Origin of the sequence: Bacteroides sp., from assembly GCF_028690125.1 — a bacterium.
In the GTDB taxonomy this organism is placed as follows: domain Bacteria; phylum Bacteroidota; class Bacteroidia; order Bacteroidales; family Bacteroidaceae; genus Bacteroides.
This window is the reverse complement of record NZ_JAQVBV010000002.1, coordinates 174,090-194,010: the sequence shown is the minus strand read 5'-3', so window position 1 is coordinate 194,010 and position 19,921 is coordinate 174,090. Positions and strand designations below refer to the sequence as shown.

Sequence of the window (19,921 nt, the reverse complement as noted above, 5' to 3'; positions counted from 1 at the left end):
GAGGATAGAACAATGAGCGAATGGTTACAAACTTATAATGAATGGTTCGGTATGTATCATGCCGGAATCATCACCTCTATTTTCGGTGCTTTTGCTGTTACGTTTACCGTATTGATGAGCTGGCCTAAACTCGTGAAAGACTTTGGTCCGATAGGCGGATTTATGGCAGCTGCTGTTATCATCGGTACTTTCTGGCTGGTCAATCATAAATTACCCGGATTCGGCTTCTCTACCGGTTTGCTGAATGATGCCAACGGCTTACCTATGCAATTCAGCATGATTCATCAAGGTAATCGCGGCAACGCTCCCTGGGTAGACATGGGATGGGCGATTGCAATGGGATTCATCCTGTCCGACGTGCTTTGTGCACCGAAAGGTACACGTGCGGGATTGCTGAAAGAGGCCTTTCCGCGTTGGATAGTAATTATTTTGGGTGGTATTGCCGGAGGAATCTTCGTTGGACTTACCGGATATACCAATGCGGCACTCTAATTCTATTCATTAAAAAAGAAACATATAAATATGTATATATTAGCACATGACTTGGGTACAAGTGGAAACAAAGCGACTTTGTTCGATGAATCGGGCTTATTGATTGCTTCACGTACAGCCGCTTACCCTACGGATTATACTGCCGGCAATAGAGCGGAACAGAATCCACACCATTGGTGGAAAGCCATTGTGGATACTACACAAGCACTCTTAGAACTTGTATCCCCTAATGATATTGCAGGAGTAGCACTTAGCGGACAAATGATGGGATGTCTTTGTGTGGATAAAAACGGCAATCCGCTTCGTCCGCATATGCTCTATTGTGACCAACGCTCTCAGGAAGAAGAAACCATGCTTTCCGAAAGCATCGATCCACTTCATTTTTATGAGATCACGGGACATCGCATCAGTGCTTCGTATTCTATCGAAAAACTGATGTGGGTAAAACGCAACGAACCGGAAATTTTTGCGCAGACAGCTAAGATTTTAAATGCGAAAGACTATATAAACTATCGTTTGTGTGGTGTTATTGCTACCGATCCTTCGGATGCTTCGGGTACGAATGCTTACGACCTGAACCGTTGGCAATGGAGTGAAGAGATCATTGAAGCGGCACAACTCGACCTTTCTCTTTTCCCGGAAGTTCGTTCGTCTATTGACGTTATCGGTGAAATTACTACTGAAGCAGCCAAAGAAACAGGGTTACTGGTAGGTACTCCTGTGATATGTGGTGGTGGAGACGGTAGCTGCGCCGGAGTAGGTGTTGGCTGTGTGGCACCGGGCAGTGCCTACAACTATCTGGGTTCTTCCTCGTGGGTAGCACTGACGGTAGAAAAGCCAATTGTAGACGAACAACGTCGCACCATGAACTGGGCACACGTAGTACCGGGAATGTTACATCCGTCAGGAACCATGCAAGCAGCAGGCTCTTCTTACAACTGGATGATCAACGAACTCTGCCGTAATGAACAAGCGTTGGCTGCACAAACGGGACGTAGTGTATTCGAGCTGATTGACGAGCAAATAATTTCTTCTCCGATAGGTGCCAACAAACTTTTGTTCTTGCCTTATATGTTAGGCGAACGTACTCCTCGTTGGAACGTAGATGCTAAAGGTGCATTTATTGGTTTGACATTGGGTCATAAGCATGGAGATATGTTGCGTGCCGTCATGGAAGGAATCACTCTGAACCTCGGATTTATTGTCAATATCTTCCGTAAGCACGTGCCTATTGATCAGGTAACGGTTATTGGCGGATGTGCTCAAAATCCCGTTTGGCGTCAGATGATGGCGGATATTTACCAAGCTGAGATTCGTGTGCCCAACTATCTGGAAGAGGCAACCTCAATGGGAGCAGCTATTTTGGCAGGTATCGGCGCAGGTGTCTTTAAAGATTTCTCTGTAATTGACCGCTTCGTCCGTATTGAACAGACGGTTCAGCCAATTCCGGAAAATGTGAAGAAGTACAATGATTGGATGCCGGTCTTTGATAAAGCTTATTATGCTTTATGTGATATGTACACTGAGATTGCAAAAACCGAATTATAATTGATATAAAAGAAAAAGAATTCGATGAAAACAGTAATTGTGCCGGCTCCCGGCAAAATAGAAATACGACAGGTGGAAACGCCTGTAATTAACGCTTATCAAGCTTTGGTAAGAACAGAGATGGTCGCTTTATGCAATGCAACTGATAGTAAATTGATTGCCGGTAAGTTTCCCGGAGTAGACACTTATCCCTTGGCTTTGGGACATGAGAATGCCGGAATTATAGTAGCTGTAGGTGAAAAGGTACGTAACTTTAAGGTTGGTGACCGTGCAATCGGAGGATTGATTTCAGATTTTGGTGCACAAAACATTAATAGCGGCTGGGGCGGTTTCAGTGAATATGTCGTAGTGAATGACTTCGAAGTCCTGAAAGAAGAGGGATTGGCTACACCCGAACAAGGATGTTGGGACAGTTTTGAAATTCAGAATGCAGTACCTCAATATGTACAACCCGAAGAAGCCGTTATCTCTTGTACGTGGCGTGAAGTTCTGGGAGCTTTCAAAGATTTCAACCTGACTCCGGGAAAGAAAGTTATGGTAGTTGGTTCCGGTCCCGTAGGACTGAGCTTCGTAAAATTAGGCAAACTTTTCGGTCTTGGTCAAATCGACATTGTCGATATGCTTCCTGCTAAATTGGAAGTAGCCCGTCAAATGGGTGCAGACAATGGATATACACCTGCCGAAATTGCTGCTCCGGAGTTTATTGCTGCTGCCGGTCGTTCTTACGATGCTGTTATTGATGCTGTTGGACTGGATGTAGTGGTTAATTCCGTATTGCCGTTAGTGAAAATGGGTGGAGATGTCTGCGTATATGGTGTAATGACAAAGAATCCTACGTTGGATTTGTCGAAAGCCCCTTATAACTTTGATCTTCATATGCACCAATGGCCTACACGTTCGGAAGAGAAAGCCGCTATGACTACTTTGGCGCAGTGGATTAAAGAAGGAAAACTTTCAGCTAATGATTTTATCACGCATCGTTTCAAGATAGAAGAAATTGAAGAAGCATTTGCCGCTGTAAAACGAGGTGAAGTCTTGAAATGTGTATTAACTTTTTAAATAATAATTTTTTGTAACATATTAAAAACTAGAAATAATGGAAAATAAGAATATAAACGAAGTGATTGCGAATTTATCAGTAGAACAACTTGCAGGAATGATAGACCATACTTTCCTGAAACCTTTCGGAAATGCAGAGAACATTGAAAAACTTTGTGCAGAAGCTCGTCAATATAAGTTTGCGATGGTAGCTATCAACCCTGCGGAAGTAGAAACTTGCGTAAAATTGCTGGAAGGTTCGGGAGTACGTGTAGGAGCAGCTATCGGCTTTCCTCTGGGGCAGAACACGGTAGAGTGCAAAGCCTTTGAAACTCGTGATGCTATTGCAAAAGGTGCTACTGAAATTGATACAGTGATCAACGTTCGTGCTTTGCAGAAAGGACAAACAGAAATTGTCAAGAAAGAGATTGAAGATATGGTTTCAATCTGTAAGCCGGCAGGTGTTATCTGCAAAGTTATTCTTGAAACATGTTACCTGACAGATGAAGAGAAAGAAACTGTTTGCCGTATAGCTAAGGAAGCCGGTGTGGACTTTGTAAAAACGTCTACCGGATTTGGTACGGCAGGAGCTAATGTACATGATGTGGAGTTGATGCGTCGTGTGGTTGGTCCTGTTATCGGTGTAAAAGCAGCAGGCGGTATTCGTGATCTGGATTCGGCTTTGGCATTGATTCAGGCAGGTGCTACCCGTATTGGAACTTCAAGCGGTATCTTGATTGTGGAAACTTATAAAAAGCTTAAACAAAGTTTGTAATTTCTATTTCAAAAGGATATAAGGTAAATAAGAAATTAGAATGATAAAATCAAAATTAATAAAGTTGTTAAAGTGGGGGATAGTTTCTTGTACGCTATTCTCCATCGTCGCCTGGCAGACGAAAGACACTTCTTTTCAGCCTGCTGATGCCAAAGGATTCATCACGGAAATTCAGAAGGGGTTTGCGGAAGTTCAGGCGATAAGGAAAAAAGACAATCATAAAGAAAAACTTGAAGATAAAATAAAAGAAACTCATCAGTTGTTGATGAAGAATTATCCGGTTTATTATGATTGGTGGTTGCAGGACGGAAAAGATGTTAATTGGTTTAGAGGAACTTTCGGCCGGCAACTTTCTGAACGCTTACAAAAACTGAATGTTGGGATTGCTGTCAATGAGACTCCGGAAAGTGTGGAGAGTGCTTTTCAAGCTTATTTGAAGGCTTGCGAAAGAAGACGTGCAACTCGTTTGGCTTCTTTCACAGCTAATCAACCGGAGATTGTTTTTACGAAATACAGAACGTTGCGTCCTTCTTTCTTTGCTTATACGGAAGGACTTTCAGATGCTCGTGCCGAATGTAATTATTTTGCAGGAGGTTCATTATCGAAAATTAAAATGAATGGTATCTGGGCGGAAGAAGAGAATTTATTATCAAATGAGGATGGCGTATACCGTGATCCGAATCTCCATTTTGACGGTCAGCATCTGCTGTTTTCCTGGAAGAAGTCTGCTAAAGATGATGATTTCCATTTATATGAGATGGATTTAAAGTCACGTGAAGTAAAACAATTGACTTCCGGAAAAGGACACGCTGATCTTGAAGGGATCTATTTGCCCGATGAGAATATTCTTTTTAACTCTACCCGTAGCGGAAGTGCTGTAGACTGCTGGTTTACGGAGGTTAGTAATTTGTATCTTTGCAATCGGGAAGGTCGTTATATGCGCCAGGTTGGTTTTGACCAGGTACATACAGTTACTCCTACTTTGCTTGACGACGGTCGTGTGGTTTATACCCGTTGGGATTACAATGACAGAGGACAAGTCTGGACACAACCTTTGTTCCAGATGAATCCGGACGGAACAGGACAGGCAGAGTATTATGGAGTGAACAGTTGGTTCCCTACAACGGTGGCACATACCCGTCAAATTCCCGGTACTCGGAAGGTGATGGCTACTTTTATGGGACACCATAATCCGCAACATGGTAAGTTGGGTATCATTGATCCCGAAGCCGGTCGTGATGAGAATGAAGGAGTAATGTTTGTCGCTCCCATTCGCAAGCCGGAAGCAGAACGTATTGACAGCTACGGGCAGTTTACCGATCAGTTCCAACACCCTTTTCCGTTGGATGAGAATGAGTTTTTGATTTCTTATACTCCGTTGGGATATCATGTCGGACATCCGATGATGTTCGGTATCTATTGGATGAATGTGGACGGAGAACGTGAATTGCTTGTTGCCGATCCTGAAATCTCTTGTAATCAGCCGATATTGGTTGCTCCCCGTAAACGTCCTTTCCGCCGTTCTTCTATGGTAGACTATACAAAGAATGACGGAGTATATTATATGCAGAATATCTATGAAGGTAATGGTTTGAAGGGGGTAGAACCCGGAACTATCAAACAGTTGCGTGTCGTAGAGATTCAATTTCGTGCAGCGGGTGTAGGTGAGGTAAACGGATCTGATAAAGGTGGAGGTGCTTTGGCTAGTACTCCTACCGGAGTGGGAAATGCCGCTTGGGACGTGAAGAGAGTATTGGGAGTAACCGATGTATATCCGGACGGTTCTGCCTTCTTTAAAGTTCCTGCACGCAGACCTTTGTACTTCCAGGCATTGGATAAGAACGGTCGTGTGGTGCAAACCATGCGTAGCTGGTCCACACTTCAACCAAATGAAACACAAAGTTGTGTGGGATGCCATGAGCATAAGAATACGGTTCCTGTTGCGAGTCATGCTGTTTCTATGGCTATGAACAAGGGTGTGAAAGCGTTGGACCCGGAAGATGAAATGGGTGAACGTAATTTCAGTTATCTTAAAGAAATTCAGCCTATTTGGGACAGACACTGTATATCCTGCCATGATGGGGTGAAACAACCGATGAGTCTGAAAGGAGAATTGAAAGTGGTAGATCATCAGAGTAAGAGGAAATATACAGATTCTTATCTGAGTCTGACTCATGCCCGTCCGGATGGACCTGACAGAGCATGGAGAGGGGATGCGCATCATCCGGAAGTAAATTGGATCAGTTCGTTGTCCGAACCGACCTTGTTACCACCCTATTTTGCCGGGTCCAATAAGAGTAATCTGATTAAGCGTCTGGAAAATGGACATGGCGGTACAAAGCTGACTCCACAGGAAATACGTAAAGTCTCTCTTTGGATTGATTTGCTCGTTCCTCAAATCGGAGATTATCGTGAAGCAAATAACTGGTCAGATAAAGATCGTGAGTTTTATGATCGTTACGATAATAAACGAAAGGCTGCCCGTGAGGAAGATCGTGAAAACATTCGTCAGTACATTCAATCTCTTCAAACTAAACAACAGAAAAAATGAAAAAGATATTGATACCTGTTAGTATCGTTGCTACTATACTTCTCTGTACTAGTGGGAAAGAATCTGCTACTACAGTCTCGCCGGATCATCTGTTTCTGGCTGATAACGGAAAATCCCTGTTCGTGACGAACAGGGCAGGAAACGAGCTGATGAAGATTTCACCTGATGGTCAGGACATCGAACAAAAAGTAACTTTCTCTTCTCCGGTGAATGCTATGACGCAAGATCCGTCCGGTAAACTTTGGGTTGTCTGTGACGGAAATTCGGGTATGATGTATGAACTGGACGGAAAGAAACTTTCTATACTTTCCAATACAAAGAGCGGAGCTACTCCTTCGGATATATTGTACAATCCGTTGACAAATTCTCTTTGGATCACCCAGCGGTTCAACAATGAACTTTGGGAAGTGAATCTGTCTAATCGTAAAGTGGTGAACAAACTGGCTATCGGACGTGAACCGGTAGCAATGGTTTCTTTTGCCGGCGATTCTTGTCTGCTGGTTGGAAATAATATGCCTGAAATGCCTTCTACTGCTTACCCAATTGCTGCACAATTGGATATCGTGGATGTCCTTTCAAAGAAAGTTGAAGGTCGTATTATGTTGCCGAACGGCTCTACGGATGTCAAGTCGATAGCTGTAGATAAGAATCGTGCGTATGCATATGTTACGCATTTAATCGCTCGTTATCAGTTGCCAACCAATCAATTGGATAGAGGTTGGATGGCGACCAATACGCTATCTATAATTGATCTGAAGGAGAAGAAGTTACTGACTTCCGTTTTATTGGATACTCCACAGAAGGGAGCAGCGAATCCTTGGACAGTTACGGTTACGCCGGATAACAAGCAGATTATAGTTGCAGCTTCCGGTAGTCAGGAATTGGTTCGTATTGACCGGATTGCGATGCATGAGCGTATTGCGAAGGCAAAGCAAGGTGAACTGGTTACTCCTTCTATGAAATCATGGGGAAACATACCGAACGATGCGGGATTCTTATATGGAATCCGCGACTTTATTCCGACTCAGGGAAAAGGTCCCCGTTCGGTGGTAGCTACCGGAGATAAAATTTATACAGCCAATTATTACACTTCGGAATTGGTATCTATGGATTTGAACGGTAAAAATGTAAAGACACAGGTTCTGGGTGCACCATTGGCATTTACGAAAGTAGGTAAAGGTGATATGTATTTCCATGACGCAACGCTTAGCTTCCAGAATTGGCAAAGCTGTGCTACCTGTCATCCGAACGATGCTCGTATCGACGGACTCAATTGGGATTTGCTGAACGATGGCATGGGAAATCCGAAGAATACAAAGACATTGTTGCTTTCACATCAGACTCCTCCTTGTATGGTGACCGGTATCCGTAAAGATGCTGAAACAGCTGTACGCTCAGGGGTGAAATATATTTTGTTTGGAGAGAGTGAAGACGAGGTTTATGAAGCTATCGATGAATATCTGAAATCACTGAAACCGTTGCCCAGTCCTTATCTCGAAAATGGAAAACTTTCTAAGAAGGCAAAGCAAGGAAAAAAGATTTTTGAAGAGAACTGTGCCGCTTGTCACTCGGGAGAATATTATACCGACCTGAAACAATATCAGGTAGGATGGACTACCGGACCCGACAAAGGATTGAAGATGGACGTTCCTGCATTGAATGAATGCTGGCGTACAGCTCCTTATCTTTATGACGGACGTTGTTATTCAATGAAGGATATGTTGAAAGTTCACGGACCAAAGAAGCCTGTAACCGAGAAGGAGCTGGAAGAATTGGAAGAATACATATTATCTTTGTAACATTATAAATTATGATCAGAATATATACAATTGCAATAGCTATCTCTTTGTTTTCATTATCTTTGTTCTCACAAACAAAGACATTTGTCGGAGCCGATTATTCACAAGGCATTGTATTTGTGATGGAGAATGAACAGATCGTCTGGAAACATAAAGCGACGGATTCAAATGATTTATGGGTATTGCCGAATGGCAATATCCTCTTTACCACCGGACACGGAGTACTTGAGGTGACTCGGCAGAACGATACTGTATTTCATTATCAATCACAAAGTCCGGTTTTTGCTTGCCAACGGTTGAAGAACGGGAATACCTTTGTCGGAGAATGTTCTACAGGAAGAATGTTGGAAATTTCTCCAAAAGGAAAAATTGTAAAAGAAGTCTGTATCTTGCCGAAAGGAGTGAAGGATGGTGGATTTGCTTTTATGCGTAATGCCCGTCGTTTGGACAATGGTCATTTTCTGGTAGCACATTATGGTGACCAGTGCGTGAAGGAATATGATACCAACGGTAAAGTAGTATGGGAATTGTCTGTTCCCGGCGGACCTCATTCATTGACTCGTCTGCCTAATGGGCATACCTTGATCGCTGTAGCGGATAAGGACCGGAATCCTCGATTGATAGAAGTAACTCAGGAAGGAAAAACGATCTGGGAAATATCAAATGCAGATCTTCCCGGTGAGCCGCTTAAATTTCTGGGAGGCTTTCAATACTTTTCCGACGGACGTTTCTTGATAACTAACTGGACCGGTCATGTAAATCCGGAAGATAAAGTACATATGTTGTTGGTGGACCGCCAAAAAAATGTGCTTTATTCTTTAGAAAATCATCCGGGCTTACAGACGATGTCTTCCGTATTTAGTACAGATAAGCCGGAAGGTGTAGCTTCCTATCATTAACTAATTGATTAATAGAACCGTATTTAGCGTATGATATATCATCGAATAAAATGTGAACTATATATAGCGGAAAAAAGACCCTGGAAACAGATGGCCGAAGAATTACTTCTGTTGGCTGTCCGTAAGGAAGGGGCAATTCGTCTTGTTTTCTTCACGAACTGTTCGGACAATCAGGAATATCAGGTTCAGCGGACTTTTCTTGAGCAATGGGTAGATAATCACTTCATTGCTCCCCGTCCGTTAATTTCGCTTGTCGCGCAGAGGCCTTTGTACGGAGAATTAATCCTGGAGGTACATTCGCTGGAGCAAACTGCTGATGCGAAGGTATTGATAGAAGAACGGGAAACTTTGTGGGGGCGTTATCTACGTATAAGTGCAACAGATTATAAGGAAATTGTAGCTGGAGGACTTTGTGCGGATGACTTAAATCTTCCGGTTCGTGAACAATCGGAACAGGCTTTCCGAAAGATGGAGTCTATTCTGAATGCGGAAGGAATGGAATTCGGAGATATTGTCCGCCAATGGAACTATCTGGAACGTATCACTGATCTGCTTCATGGTAATCAGTGTTATCAGGACTTTAATGATGTGCGTTCGCGGTTTTACGCTTCTTCGGAATGGCAATACGGATATCCGGCGGCGACAGGTATCGGTATGCAGTATGGTGGCATATTGATAGATTTCAATGCTGTCAGAGGGAATATTGATATTGTGCCTTTGGACAACGATTGGCAGAGAGCGGCTCATGTTTATTCGGACGAAGTATTGATAAGTCATCGGATGGATACAGAGAAAGGAACTCCCAAATTTGAGAGGGGAAAGTTACTGACCGATCATTGTCAGGAGATGGTTTATATTTCCGGAACAGCTGCTATCCGTGGCGAAGAAAGTATCGTAGAGGGAAATGTATTGTCGCAGACAGAAATTACACTTGAGAACATTCAGCATTTGATGGGTTTGGAAGAAGGAAAAGAAAAACTATCCGGTCATTCCGGCAAATTGAGGCTTCTGCGTGTTTATCTGAAAAATGAGACTGATGTACAGGAAGTAAAAAAAGATTTGGATAAACATTGTCCCGAAGTACCCATTGCTTATCTGTATGCAGATGTATGTAGGGAAGAGCTATTGGTGGAAATTGAAGGTATTGCTTATTTATAATAGAAAACTAATGAAACTGATTCGACTGATAGCTTCGCCTGTTTTAATGTATGTGTTGGCAGGACTTTATGCAGTGATATTGGCAATAGCCACTTTTGTAGAAAATTCCTATGGTCCGGCGATTACCAGGGAATACTTTTATTATGCTCCCTGGTTTATCATGTTGCAGCTATTGCAGGCTATCAATTTGTTGTGTATGTTTCTTCCGGGAAACTATTTCAAGAGAATCAGTAAAGGAAGTTTGATTTTTCATGGGGCTTTTCTTTTTATGTGGTTGGGGGCAGCTGCCTCTCATTATGTAGGCATAACGGGGATTATGCATATTCGCGAAGGGGGAACGGTGAATTACATGATGAGAGATGACGGGGCAGGGACGGAAACTTCCTCCCTGCCTTTTTCTGTTACGCTGAATGATTTTAGATTGGAACGTTATCCGGGGTCTCACAGTCCGATGTCTTATGAGAGTGATCTGGTGATAAAACAGGAAAACAAGCCTTCTTTTGAATCCACTATCCGTATGAATAAAGTGATTGAAGTGGATGGTTACCGGTTATTCCAGTCTTCATTTGACGCGGATGAACAGGGGACTGTTTTATCTGTGAGTTATGATTTTCCAGGTATGCAATTGACGTATACAGGATATTTTTTATTGTTTGTCGGCTTTGTGCTTACACTGTTCAGTAAGAAGTCACGTTTCGGCCGTTTACGTAAAGAATTGAGTGGAATGAAAAAAAATATACCTGTTTATTTCTTTCTCTTTCTTGGTTTATCCGGTGTATTTGGAGTACAGACACTACGGGCACAACAACCTTGTGTTTCTTTGCAACATGCCGGGAAATTCGGTCAATTAGTGGTACTCAATCCCAATGGACGTTTAGAGCCGGTCAATAGTTATACATCTGCTATTCTACGGAAACTTTACGGGGCAGAAAAACTGAATGGCGTGACTTCAGACCAGTTCTTCCTGAATCTATTGGCTTTTCCCGAAGAGTGGGGGAAAGTGCCCTTTATCAAGGTTGATAATAAGGAGATCTTAAAACGCTTTAAAAGAGAGGGAAAATATGTAGCATGGCAAGATGTATTTGATGCAAGCGGTAATTATATGCTGTCAGATGAGGTAAATGCAATCTATCTAAAACCGGCTGCTGAACGGAAACGCTTGGATTCGGACTTATTGAAGCTGGATGAATCGGTGAATATCGTATACCGGATTATGCAGCATCAATTATTGCCTCTTTTCCCGGACGAGAATGATACGCGGGGAAAATGGTATTCAGCAGGAGATAGCTTGAATGTATTTCAGGGAAAAGACTCCATGTTTGTTTCGAAAATAATAGATTGGTATCTTTATGAGCTGGCTAATGGAGTCCATTCCAATGACTGGAAAGAAGCGGACCGGATTGTAAGTATGATGGATGTTTTTCAACAGGCGAAAAGCAAAGTACCTGTCATTGATAATCAGAAAATAAAAGCAGAGCTTCTTTATAATCAGTTAGACCTGTTTTTCTGGTGTCGTCTGGCTTATCTCATTTTAGGCGGAATACTACTGTTCATTGCCTGTGGAGAAATGATTACGAATTTTAAATGGGGTAAAAAGATAGGCAGTGTTCTGACTATTCTTTTGATAGTTGCTTTTCTGGCACATACGGTAGGAGTATTATTACGTTGGTATATTAGTGGTCATGCACCTTGGGCAAATGCTTATGAATCTATGGTGTGTACTTCCTGGATGCTGGTTGGGTGTGGATTACTTTTTGCCCGTCGGTTCCGTATTCTTCCTGCATTATCAGGACTATTGGGGGGAATTATGCTTTTTGTAGCGGGACTCAATCATCTGAATCCGGAGATCACTCCTTTAGTTCCGGTACTTCAATCGTATTGGCTGATGTCTCATGTAGCTATTATCATGGTTGGCTATGTGTTTTTTGCACTTTGTGCTTTGACGGGACTATTTAATTTAATCTTGATGAGTATTCTTTCTACTGCCAATCGTGTAAGACTTTTATTCCGTATCCGTGAACTGACAATCATCAATGAGATAGCCATGATTCTCGGCTTGTTCTTTATGACGGCAGGGACTTTTTTAGGGGCTGTTTGGGCTAATGTCTCTTGGGGAAGATATTGGGGATGGGACCCGAAAGAGACTTGGGCGTTGATTTCCATTGTTGTTTATGCACTGGTTCTTCATATCCGTTTTATCCCCCTTTTAAAAGGAAAAACTGATTGGTGCTTTAATTTGCTTTCTGTAGTTTCCATTCTTTCTGTCATAATGACTTGGTTCGGAGTGAATTACTATTTAAGCGGTTTGCATTCTTATGGCAAGACAGAAGGCAGTGGAGGAGGATTATGGATCTGGGGGGTAGGACTGGTTGTGGTACTTGCTTTATCTCTGCTGGCACGCAGACGTTTCAGACAAGTTTCCTAACAGGGGTCATTGTTTATACTTGCTTCTTAAGATGGTATGTCGGATGTGATTTGTGTGATTTAATAGTAGATTGTCGGGAGTTAATCAAATTTTGATATATGATTTTTTAGACGCGGATGACGCGGATAATACGGATTTGAAAGCATTTACTATGATTGAATAGTAAAAAAAACTGCGTTATATACATCTAAAAATAGTGATGATAGGCTTTTGGTATAGCTCCCTAAATATATAATGAATGATGGTTTGCTTTTACTAAAGTATTACATAATTTTTAGCACTAATCCCGGATCAGAACAATCTCCTTTCGAAGCATTCATCAATCCCACATTTCGTATCACTTCACTTGGTATTGTCAGGCAATTCCCTTTTATTGAAATCTGTTTGGTAATATTTACCGGTATATCTCCTGCCAAATCCTGTGCATAAATACGATGCTTTTTTAGTTTTACAGAAGAAGGAAAAACGATTGTAAGATCTTTAAAGTAGCCGAAAACACCAATGGGTGAATTGACTTCCTCAACAGCTATTTTAACTGAAACTTCTTTTGATACATATTCATGTCCTAATGCGCGGCCTACGCTGGCAATAGCCACTGCACCATTCGGGTAACGGGAAGCAAGTATAAATGGTCTGTCTTCACCCAAATCTGATACTTCCGGTAAAGCCATCCCTCTACTGACCCTGGCAGGTGCATCAGCTGTTAGCTTTGTACCGATCGGTCTACTGGTATTCCATGTCTCCCGATCTTGCAATACCCAATAGTCATTTAATTTCACGCTATCTACTGCAAACGATTCTTTTCCCACTCCGAACGGTTCTGCTATACGATGCCATCTTACTCCACGTACAACTTCATCCAGACGATGCTTCATGTCACGTATGGTTGGGGGAAATACAAAATCCTGTGTTCCGTTCGGTAGATTTCCTGTAAACGGATGTCGCATCACTCCGATAGCACATCCCAATCCGGCTGCGATATAAGGCTCATCTTCACAGTTGATAATGCCTTTTGCATTTCCTTGAGCTTTGTAAGGCAGTAAGTCGCAAACCCGTTGTATGGTAACCGGTTGTGCAATCACGTTCTCTACATCATACGTGCGGAAAACGTCGCTAAACTCAATAAAATTATTCTGAAATGCATGCTCAACACATAAACGTGGAGCATATTTCTTACCGATAGTGGTCAGCATCTCTCTCCATGCACCATCTTTTTCATGAGCCCCCCAATCTACTTTCCAATAATCGAAACCAGCTGCATTGGCCGTTTTGATACGTTCAGTCCAATACTCTTCCTCTGAAATGTCAGAAAAGACTTCGGCTTTTTGTGCACAGATCCATCCTCCTGCTCCTTTCCATCCTTTCTCTTTAATACGGTCTGCCAATTGTTTCAAACGACTGGCGGCATCTCCACGAAATGACGGGAAACGGCTGGAATCCAGTTCTACTGTTCCTAAGTATTTATTAGGAGTATGATTGACGTCTTTAGGAATATCCCATGAATCATCCATCACGAAATATAAATCTTGACGGATAGAAGGATAGCAATCTACCCAATTCTGAAAAGCTCCCTGTCCGAACATATATTCCTCATTCATCGCTTCTCTGGTTACTTCCGAACCCTGATAACTTACTACATAACCTTGTAAATTCCATGTACATAAGTAATCCGGAGCTTTTGAAGGCGTATCCGGTACAAGACTTTTTAAAGAAGATGACTGCCCGGCAATAGATAAGGAGACGGCGCAAAAGGCAGTGAATATCAATGTTCTGATATATTTCATAATTGGTTGCATATTAGATATAATTCTGGTTTATCCCATAATATAATGTGCCTTTTTAGGCATTAACTTATACATAAGTGCAGTGAATGCCCAACTGCAAATGAAAATGCAGACAGCCATCAAAGGGACTTGCAGTGGAATAGGTATTGCCGAAGGACCTATCAACAAGAAGAACGGACCAACCACAAAATAATGTACCATGTAAATACCGAAACCACATTTAGTCATATTAGCCAGTGCTTTTACCACGATTGGTGTATTGATTACCACTTTTTGTAATATTAGGAATACTGCCAGCGTCATTAATAGTACATTGGGACTACAGAAGGTGAAATATAGTTCCATTTCTGTTTCAGTAGCATTCGGATTAGCGGCAGTAGTACTAAAGCCTCTATAAGTCACATAATAACCGATAGCAAACATGATTGCGCAAATAAGGAATGTTTTTAGTACACTCCAATTATTCCCTTGTTTCACATAATGTCCCAATAACATATAACCGTTAAATCCGGCAAAGTAATATAACATACTGAATTCATTCCAGGTGTCAGTGCCGAATACATAACCATTGCGGTCGAAGAGCATATTAGCTACATATTCACGTATGTAAGGTATAAACAGAGAAACGATCCAGATAAACAGAAATGTCTGTTTGGTTTTATTGCTCGCTTTTTCTATCCATCCTGAGAAGAATGGCATATACAGATACATTCCGATCAGCAGATAAATATACCACATATGATTTTCTTTGTGGCTGAAGTTGAAGGGAATCATTGCCACATCTTTCAAAGAATCCATAAGACTTTGTGATTCATGTCCTTGTGTATAGCAAAAGAAATCACCTATTATTTCTTTCGGCAAACCAAGAAGTCCTGTAAACCATGGGAACATACTATATAATACTGACCAAATAAGAAATGGGAAGAGTACACGATAGATACGTTTCTTGTAGAAAGTTCCCAAAGGCTGTTGTTTGACGGGAAGCAGGAGTAATCCGGTCATCATAACGAATAATGGTACGGACGGGCGGAGTAATGAACCGTAAATGGCGGCCCAATGAGTGTATTCCGGTATCACTCTCATGGTAGGCGAAATGTAAAAAGGATCGATGCAGTGTACACCGATTACCATCATCATGGCTATGCAACGGATAACGTCCAACCAAACTAACCGATTTTCTGTAGTAGCGTTTTGAATCATGGTTTATTGTGTTTAAGTTTCATGCAAAGGTATGAAAGATAGGGTAGCAAAAAGGAAAATTATCGCTCATTTTAAGATAAAAACAGACCAAAACATTTGTTCCCATTTTATTTTTGAACCATATCCACAAGTTCCTGATTTTTCTTCTTTGAAATTTTTTACTTTTATAAGTTGTTTCAATAGAAAAAACATAGTATTTTTGGACGTTGTCGTAAGATATTAGAGACTAGTGTATGATCTAACCTGTCAATTTATGGTCTGTTTCGGCATTATCCTAATACTATGGTGAATAACATAGAATTAAAAGAATTAAAAGAATCCTTATGTCAGCTCCATTTATTGTTCGAGTATTTTTAGCTTCCAGTGAAGAGCTAAAACAAGATCGTGAGGCAATCACTCAATTAATTCAGAAATTGAATGATGTCTATGATGGGAAAATAATATTCAAATTAGAGATCTGGGAACATTTTGATAATGGGTATAATGGAATTCCATCTCAGGATAGATACGATGAAAAAGTAAAAACAAGTCAATTGTTTATTGCATTATTTCATCGTAAGGCGGGTCGTTATACGATTGAAGAACTCTATGAAGCTCGGAAAACACAGCAAAAACAGGGTTTTCCTACTATTTATGTTTTTCAGAAAAACTTAGATGAAGGAGAAGAGGAGGAAAGAAGGCTTGGAAAATTGAAAGCCATTATAGGTAAAAGATATAATTATTATATTCCGCCAGCATATAATCATGCGTCACAATTGTGCTTAGATGTTAATATGAGTGCACAAAGATTACTTAAAGCACTTCAAAACAAGGAAGGGAATAGGCTGTTGCCATATCTGGATGGTACAAGTGATATGGAGATAAGAGAGTCCAGTATTATGTTGGGCAATACTCGCATCGGAGATGTAGAACATCTGTCTTTTTCTGCTAACAATAGCGAAGTTATCAAGCTAAAGAAAATCCAGGGAGAATGTCGTGAGGCTCTATCCAAAGTTAATAATGAGATTATAGAATTGCAAAATAAGATTGAAGAGAAAGTTGTAAGACTCAGAAAATACGAGAATATAGAACATCCCGGCTATCCGAAAGATGATTGTAAAGATGTATGGGAAGATGCGCGAGATTATATAGAGATGCTGAGTCAGAGGCTGACGGAGAAACAGCAAAAACAAAAGCATTTATTAAATCAAATCAATCAGGCTCAAGAGGATTTGGAACAACAAAATAAGTTGCTTTTGAATATTGTTTATCAACTCAACAAATTATCAGCAGAAACTTCAAGTCTACGATTACAAAAAGTTGCTTTCCTGTTGGAACAAGGTGATGATAAAGAAGTGACTCGGATTTTGAATGTAGATGATATAAATAAAGAAGGGGATCATAATCTTGATAAGTACAAGCGGGCAAAACTGGTGATGGAAGATGCCCGAAATTTAATGAAAAACAATATTGAGGAGTTACTTTTATGTGCTAAAAGTCGTCTTATTGATCGTTCCAATCCGAATCGTTTCAGAGAAGCTTGTAAAATAAGAGAACGTGCCATACAGGTAGCAAAAGAATGTCTTTCAGAAGAAGAAAATGCCTATCTCATATATAAGTATGCGCGTTTTCTTGATAAGAATCATCGCTTTGAGAAATCTTTAGATTTCTATAATGAAGCTATTAAACTTTATTTGTCTTTACCGGAAAATAAATATCTGAAAATTTTTCATCTGGAATTTATCAATTTGCTTCCACCATCCCCAAACTTGTCTCTTATTGCCAGAAGTTTTAATTTAGTGGGTAATTTATATAATCGATCAGGGCAATATCAAGATGCTGAAGCCAGTTATCAAAAGGCTCTTTTACTTTATACAGTGTTATCCAATCATTATCCTGATAGTGATTATGATCATTACATTTTTCTTGTCAAGAGTAATTTGAGTGTTTTATATTATCAGAATGATAAAAAAGAAGAAGGTGAAAAACTGAATCAGGAGATAAGGGATAAGTACGAAAATTTATGTGAAGACAAGAGAAAAAGATATAAGGCAGATATTGCGATGGCGTGGATGAATCTTGGTTGTTTTTATAAAAATGATACTCGTAAGCATCGCAGAGCACGTGTCTTTATTTATTATGCGTTAAGGGTTTATCGGGAACTTGAAGAGTTAAATGCCGGGAAATATACTCCCAGTATTGCTCAATGTTTATATAATTTGGGTGATTTATGTGCTGAGAATGGATGGACGGACAGTGAATCTCTGTTATTGGAGTCTTTGGAAATAAGAAAAGGACTAGCAGATAGAAAACCGGAAATCTATTTACCCGAATTGGCTGATACCTATCTGACATTAGGCAAATTTTATTGGTATCAAGCAGAGAGAATAGCGGAAAAAATGGAAGCCGGATCACAAACTTCGATAGGTTCAATTCATTCTACTATAGAGAAATATAATGAGCGTATATTATCTGCTATTAAGATGTATGAACATACGCTGAGGAGTTATATTGATCTGGAAACAGAGATTTTGAGAGATTCTGATAAAAAATATACTTCTTATACAGCAAAGATTGCGTATATCTATTTTTATTTAGGTAAGCTTTATACGGATATTAAACAAGTAGAAAAGGCCTCAGGAGCATATAGTCAGTCATTGAATTTTTTTAATCAACTAGTAAGTCAAAGTGTGGCTTATAAACATATGATACAAATTATCGAGGGTAATTTGCAAAAAGAGCTATAAGTTGGAAATAATACTTTCAAATCTTTATAAGGAGACTATAAATCTTCGTGGATGAAATGGTGAGCTTTAGAAAGCACTGCTTTACATGAGCTAAAGCATAGCTTTACGACTTCTAAAGCACTGCTTTAGCACCTGCAAACTGCTGTGCTGTTTTAAGGGGTGTGGGTACAATACGTACACTTTTTGGGGGCCTCTCTAGCACACGCACGCGTGTGTACGCGCGTAAGTGCCTTTGCCATCTACACTGGTAAGTAATCCGCGCTTCACCAAACGTTTTAGCCAGGTAATAGCAGTATTGAGCTTAATTTCCATTATTTCAGTCTGTTCCAACATTTGTGCACGGGTGAATCCGTTACCCAGAGTTTCGAAAAAGGCATCGCGGTCTGCATTCGTTCGGTGGCTGACTTCCGTAGGGGGCAGAAAGGACAATATATGCGTGGCATGGGGATAGAGGTTATAAGCCCTCGTACGGCTTTAAAGTTTTCCGGAGTGATCGTTACATCCTAACGGGTAATGATGTTGTCTTTGGGCATAAGGACGTCTTATAGATCGTTCCATGCTGGCGCCTAAGGCGGTTAATAATCCGAGTAAAAGAATGTCATGTTGTGCGACGTTAGTACGATAGCTCATAATACGCGTCAGGAATTATAGCCAGTCTGCTGTGGGGAAAGTGGGCAGTGCTGCTGAAGCTTACTGCCGGGTAGTAATTCTTCCGGTTCATCTTCGCTCTTTGTTTCTTTATTTTTCACCTTATTATATACGTGTGCGCGTGTGAGATCTTGATGGGGTGAACTTACTGTACCTACTGTACCTGTCCGGTTGTTCATTACTTTTTCCCGTGGGAGTTCTATTTCTACTTTTTCGGCCAGATGAAAGACGGCGCCCCAGGTGTATCATGAAATAAACATGAGTAAGGAAACTTAGGAGCAACTAAGAAAAAGATGGTAAATGCTTCTGTTTTTACGAACTCATTCTAAATTATTACTATGAACATCTTCCAGAAAAGGGGTTCGTGAAAAAAGCATGAATGGACTCTACGCTATATTCGGTATAAAAAGAAATGTGATCATTTGTATGAGGAGGATTAAAATAAAAAAAGTGTGACGAAATATTCGACACACTTTTTCTTTTATGATAACTTTTATATAAGCAGGGAATTAATATCTTCCACCACCATAGCCGCCACCACCACGGTTTCCACCGCTATAGCCACCGCCACGGTTACCACCGCCACCGCGGTTGCCACCACCGTAACCACCACGACCACCTGAAGGTCTTTCAGTTCTAGGGCGTGCTACGCTTACTGCAATAGTTTTACCTTCAAAGTCAGTTTCATTCAGTTCGTTGATAGCCTTTTGACCTTCTTCATCGTTCGGCATATCAACAAAACCGAATCCGCGTGAACGCCCCGTTTCTCTGTCAGTAATGATGTTGGCTGCTGTAACTTCGCCAAACTGTGAGAATAATTCCTGCAAGCTGTCGGATGTTGTACCCCAGCTTAAATTTGCAACATAAATGTTCATTTT

The 19,921-nt window shown here is 41.0% G+C and carries 14 protein-coding genes and 1 pseudogene; 10 read left to right on the top strand and 5 right to left on the bottom strand.

Translation table 11 applies throughout. The annotated features are described in order from the left end of the window. Window positions 1–12: 12 nt before the first annotated feature. The 9 genes from PHO71_RS02390 to ccsA are packed head-to-tail and all read left to right on the top strand — an operon-like array spanning window position 13 to window position 12,685. Window positions 13–492 (top strand): hypothetical protein, encoded by a 480-nt coding sequence (locus PHO71_RS02390; RefSeq protein WP_300198331.1) that lies wholly within the window; start codon window positions 13–15, stop codon window positions 490–492. 30 nt (window positions 493–522) lie between these two features. Beyond that, window positions 523–2,040 carry a xylulokinase gene (gene xylB / locus PHO71_RS02385; RefSeq protein ID WP_300198328.1) on the top strand — a complete coding sequence of 506 codons (1,518 nt, stop codon included), beginning with the start codon at window positions 523–525 and terminating at the stop codon, window positions 2,038–2,040. A gap of 24 nt (window positions 2,041–2,064) precedes the next feature. Further along, the gene (locus PHO71_RS02380; protein WP_300198326.1) at window positions 2,065–3,099 is read left to right on the top strand and encodes a zinc-binding dehydrogenase; all 1,035 of its coding nucleotides are present in this window, start codon (window positions 2,065–2,067) and stop codon (window positions 3,097–3,099) included. Between the two features lie 37 nt (window positions 3,100–3,136). Next, window positions 3,137–3,853, top strand: a complete 717-nt coding sequence (deoC, locus tag PHO71_RS02375) for a deoxyribose-phosphate aldolase (protein ID WP_300198323.1) — start codon at window positions 3,137–3,139, stop codon at window positions 3,851–3,853. Between the two features lie 40 nt (window positions 3,854–3,893). Further along, window positions 3,894–6,404, top strand: coding sequence for a hypothetical protein (locus PHO71_RS02370; RefSeq protein ID WP_300198320.1), 2,511 nt, complete (start codon window positions 3,894–3,896; stop codon window positions 6,402–6,404). After that, complete coding sequence (locus PHO71_RS02365; protein WP_300198317.1) at window positions 6,401–8,203, top strand: cell surface protein; 1,803 nt, start codon at window positions 6,401–6,403, stop codon at window positions 8,201–8,203. The genes PHO71_RS02370 and PHO71_RS02365 overlap by 4 nt, the downstream gene beginning before the upstream one ends. An 11-nt stretch (window positions 8,204–8,214) precedes the next feature. Next, a complete protein-coding gene (locus PHO71_RS02360; RefSeq protein ID WP_300198315.1) occupies window positions 8,215–9,102 on the top strand; it encodes a hypothetical protein in 888 nt (295 codons plus the stop codon). A 30-nt stretch (window positions 9,103–9,132) separates the two neighbouring features. Beyond that, window positions 9,133–10,260 carry a PTS cellobiose transporter subunit IIC gene (locus PHO71_RS02355; protein WP_367279874.1) on the top strand — a complete coding sequence of 376 codons (1,128 nt, stop codon included), beginning with the start codon at window positions 9,133–9,135 and terminating at the stop codon, window positions 10,258–10,260. A gap of 10 nt (window positions 10,261–10,270) precedes the next feature. Then, the gene (ccsA, locus tag PHO71_RS02350; protein ID WP_300198309.1) at window positions 10,271–12,685 is read left to right on the top strand and encodes a cytochrome c biogenesis protein CcsA; all 2,415 of its coding nucleotides are present in this window, start codon (window positions 10,271–10,273) and stop codon (window positions 12,683–12,685) included. Window positions 12,686–12,948: 263 nt separating this feature from the next. On the opposite strand, the gene PHO71_RS02345 is transcribed toward ccsA, so the two are convergent. Further along, window positions 12,949–14,469, bottom strand: coding sequence for a hypothetical protein (locus tag PHO71_RS02345; RefSeq protein ID WP_300198307.1), 1,521 nt, complete (start codon window positions 14,467–14,469; stop codon window positions 12,949–12,951). Window positions 14,470–14,499: 30 nt separating this feature from the next. After that, window positions 14,500–15,669 carry an acyltransferase gene (locus tag PHO71_RS02340; RefSeq protein ID WP_300198304.1) on the bottom strand — a complete coding sequence of 390 codons (1,170 nt, stop codon included), beginning with the start codon at window positions 15,667–15,669 and terminating at the stop codon, window positions 14,500–14,502. A 323-nt stretch (window positions 15,670–15,992) separates the two neighbouring features. Here PHO71_RS02340 and PHO71_RS02335 point away from each other — a divergent pair, with 323 nt between their 5' ends. After that, window positions 15,993–18,395, top strand: a complete 2,403-nt coding sequence (locus PHO71_RS02335; RefSeq protein WP_300198301.1) for a hypothetical protein — start codon at window positions 15,993–15,995, stop codon at window positions 18,393–18,395. A 195-nt stretch (window positions 18,396–18,590) separates the two neighbouring features. Here PHO71_RS02335 and PHO71_RS02330 read toward each other — a convergent pair. The 3 genes and pseudogenes from PHO71_RS02330 to PHO71_RS02320 form a co-directional block, all read right to left on the bottom strand. Beyond that, window positions 18,591–18,922: pseudogene (locus tag PHO71_RS02330) on the bottom strand (DNA primase); the annotation flags it as partial. 111 nt (window positions 18,923–19,033) lie between these two features. Then, window positions 19,034–19,222, bottom strand: coding sequence for a hypothetical protein (locus PHO71_RS02325; RefSeq protein ID WP_300198299.1), 189 nt, complete (start codon window positions 19,220–19,222; stop codon window positions 19,034–19,036). 330 nt (window positions 19,223–19,552) lie between these two features. Next, on the bottom strand, window positions 19,553–19,918 hold the full coding sequence (locus PHO71_RS02320) for an RNA-binding protein (RefSeq protein ID WP_300198296.1): 366 nt from the start codon (window positions 19,916–19,918) through the stop codon (window positions 19,553–19,555). Window positions 19,919–19,921: the final 3 nt, after the last annotated feature.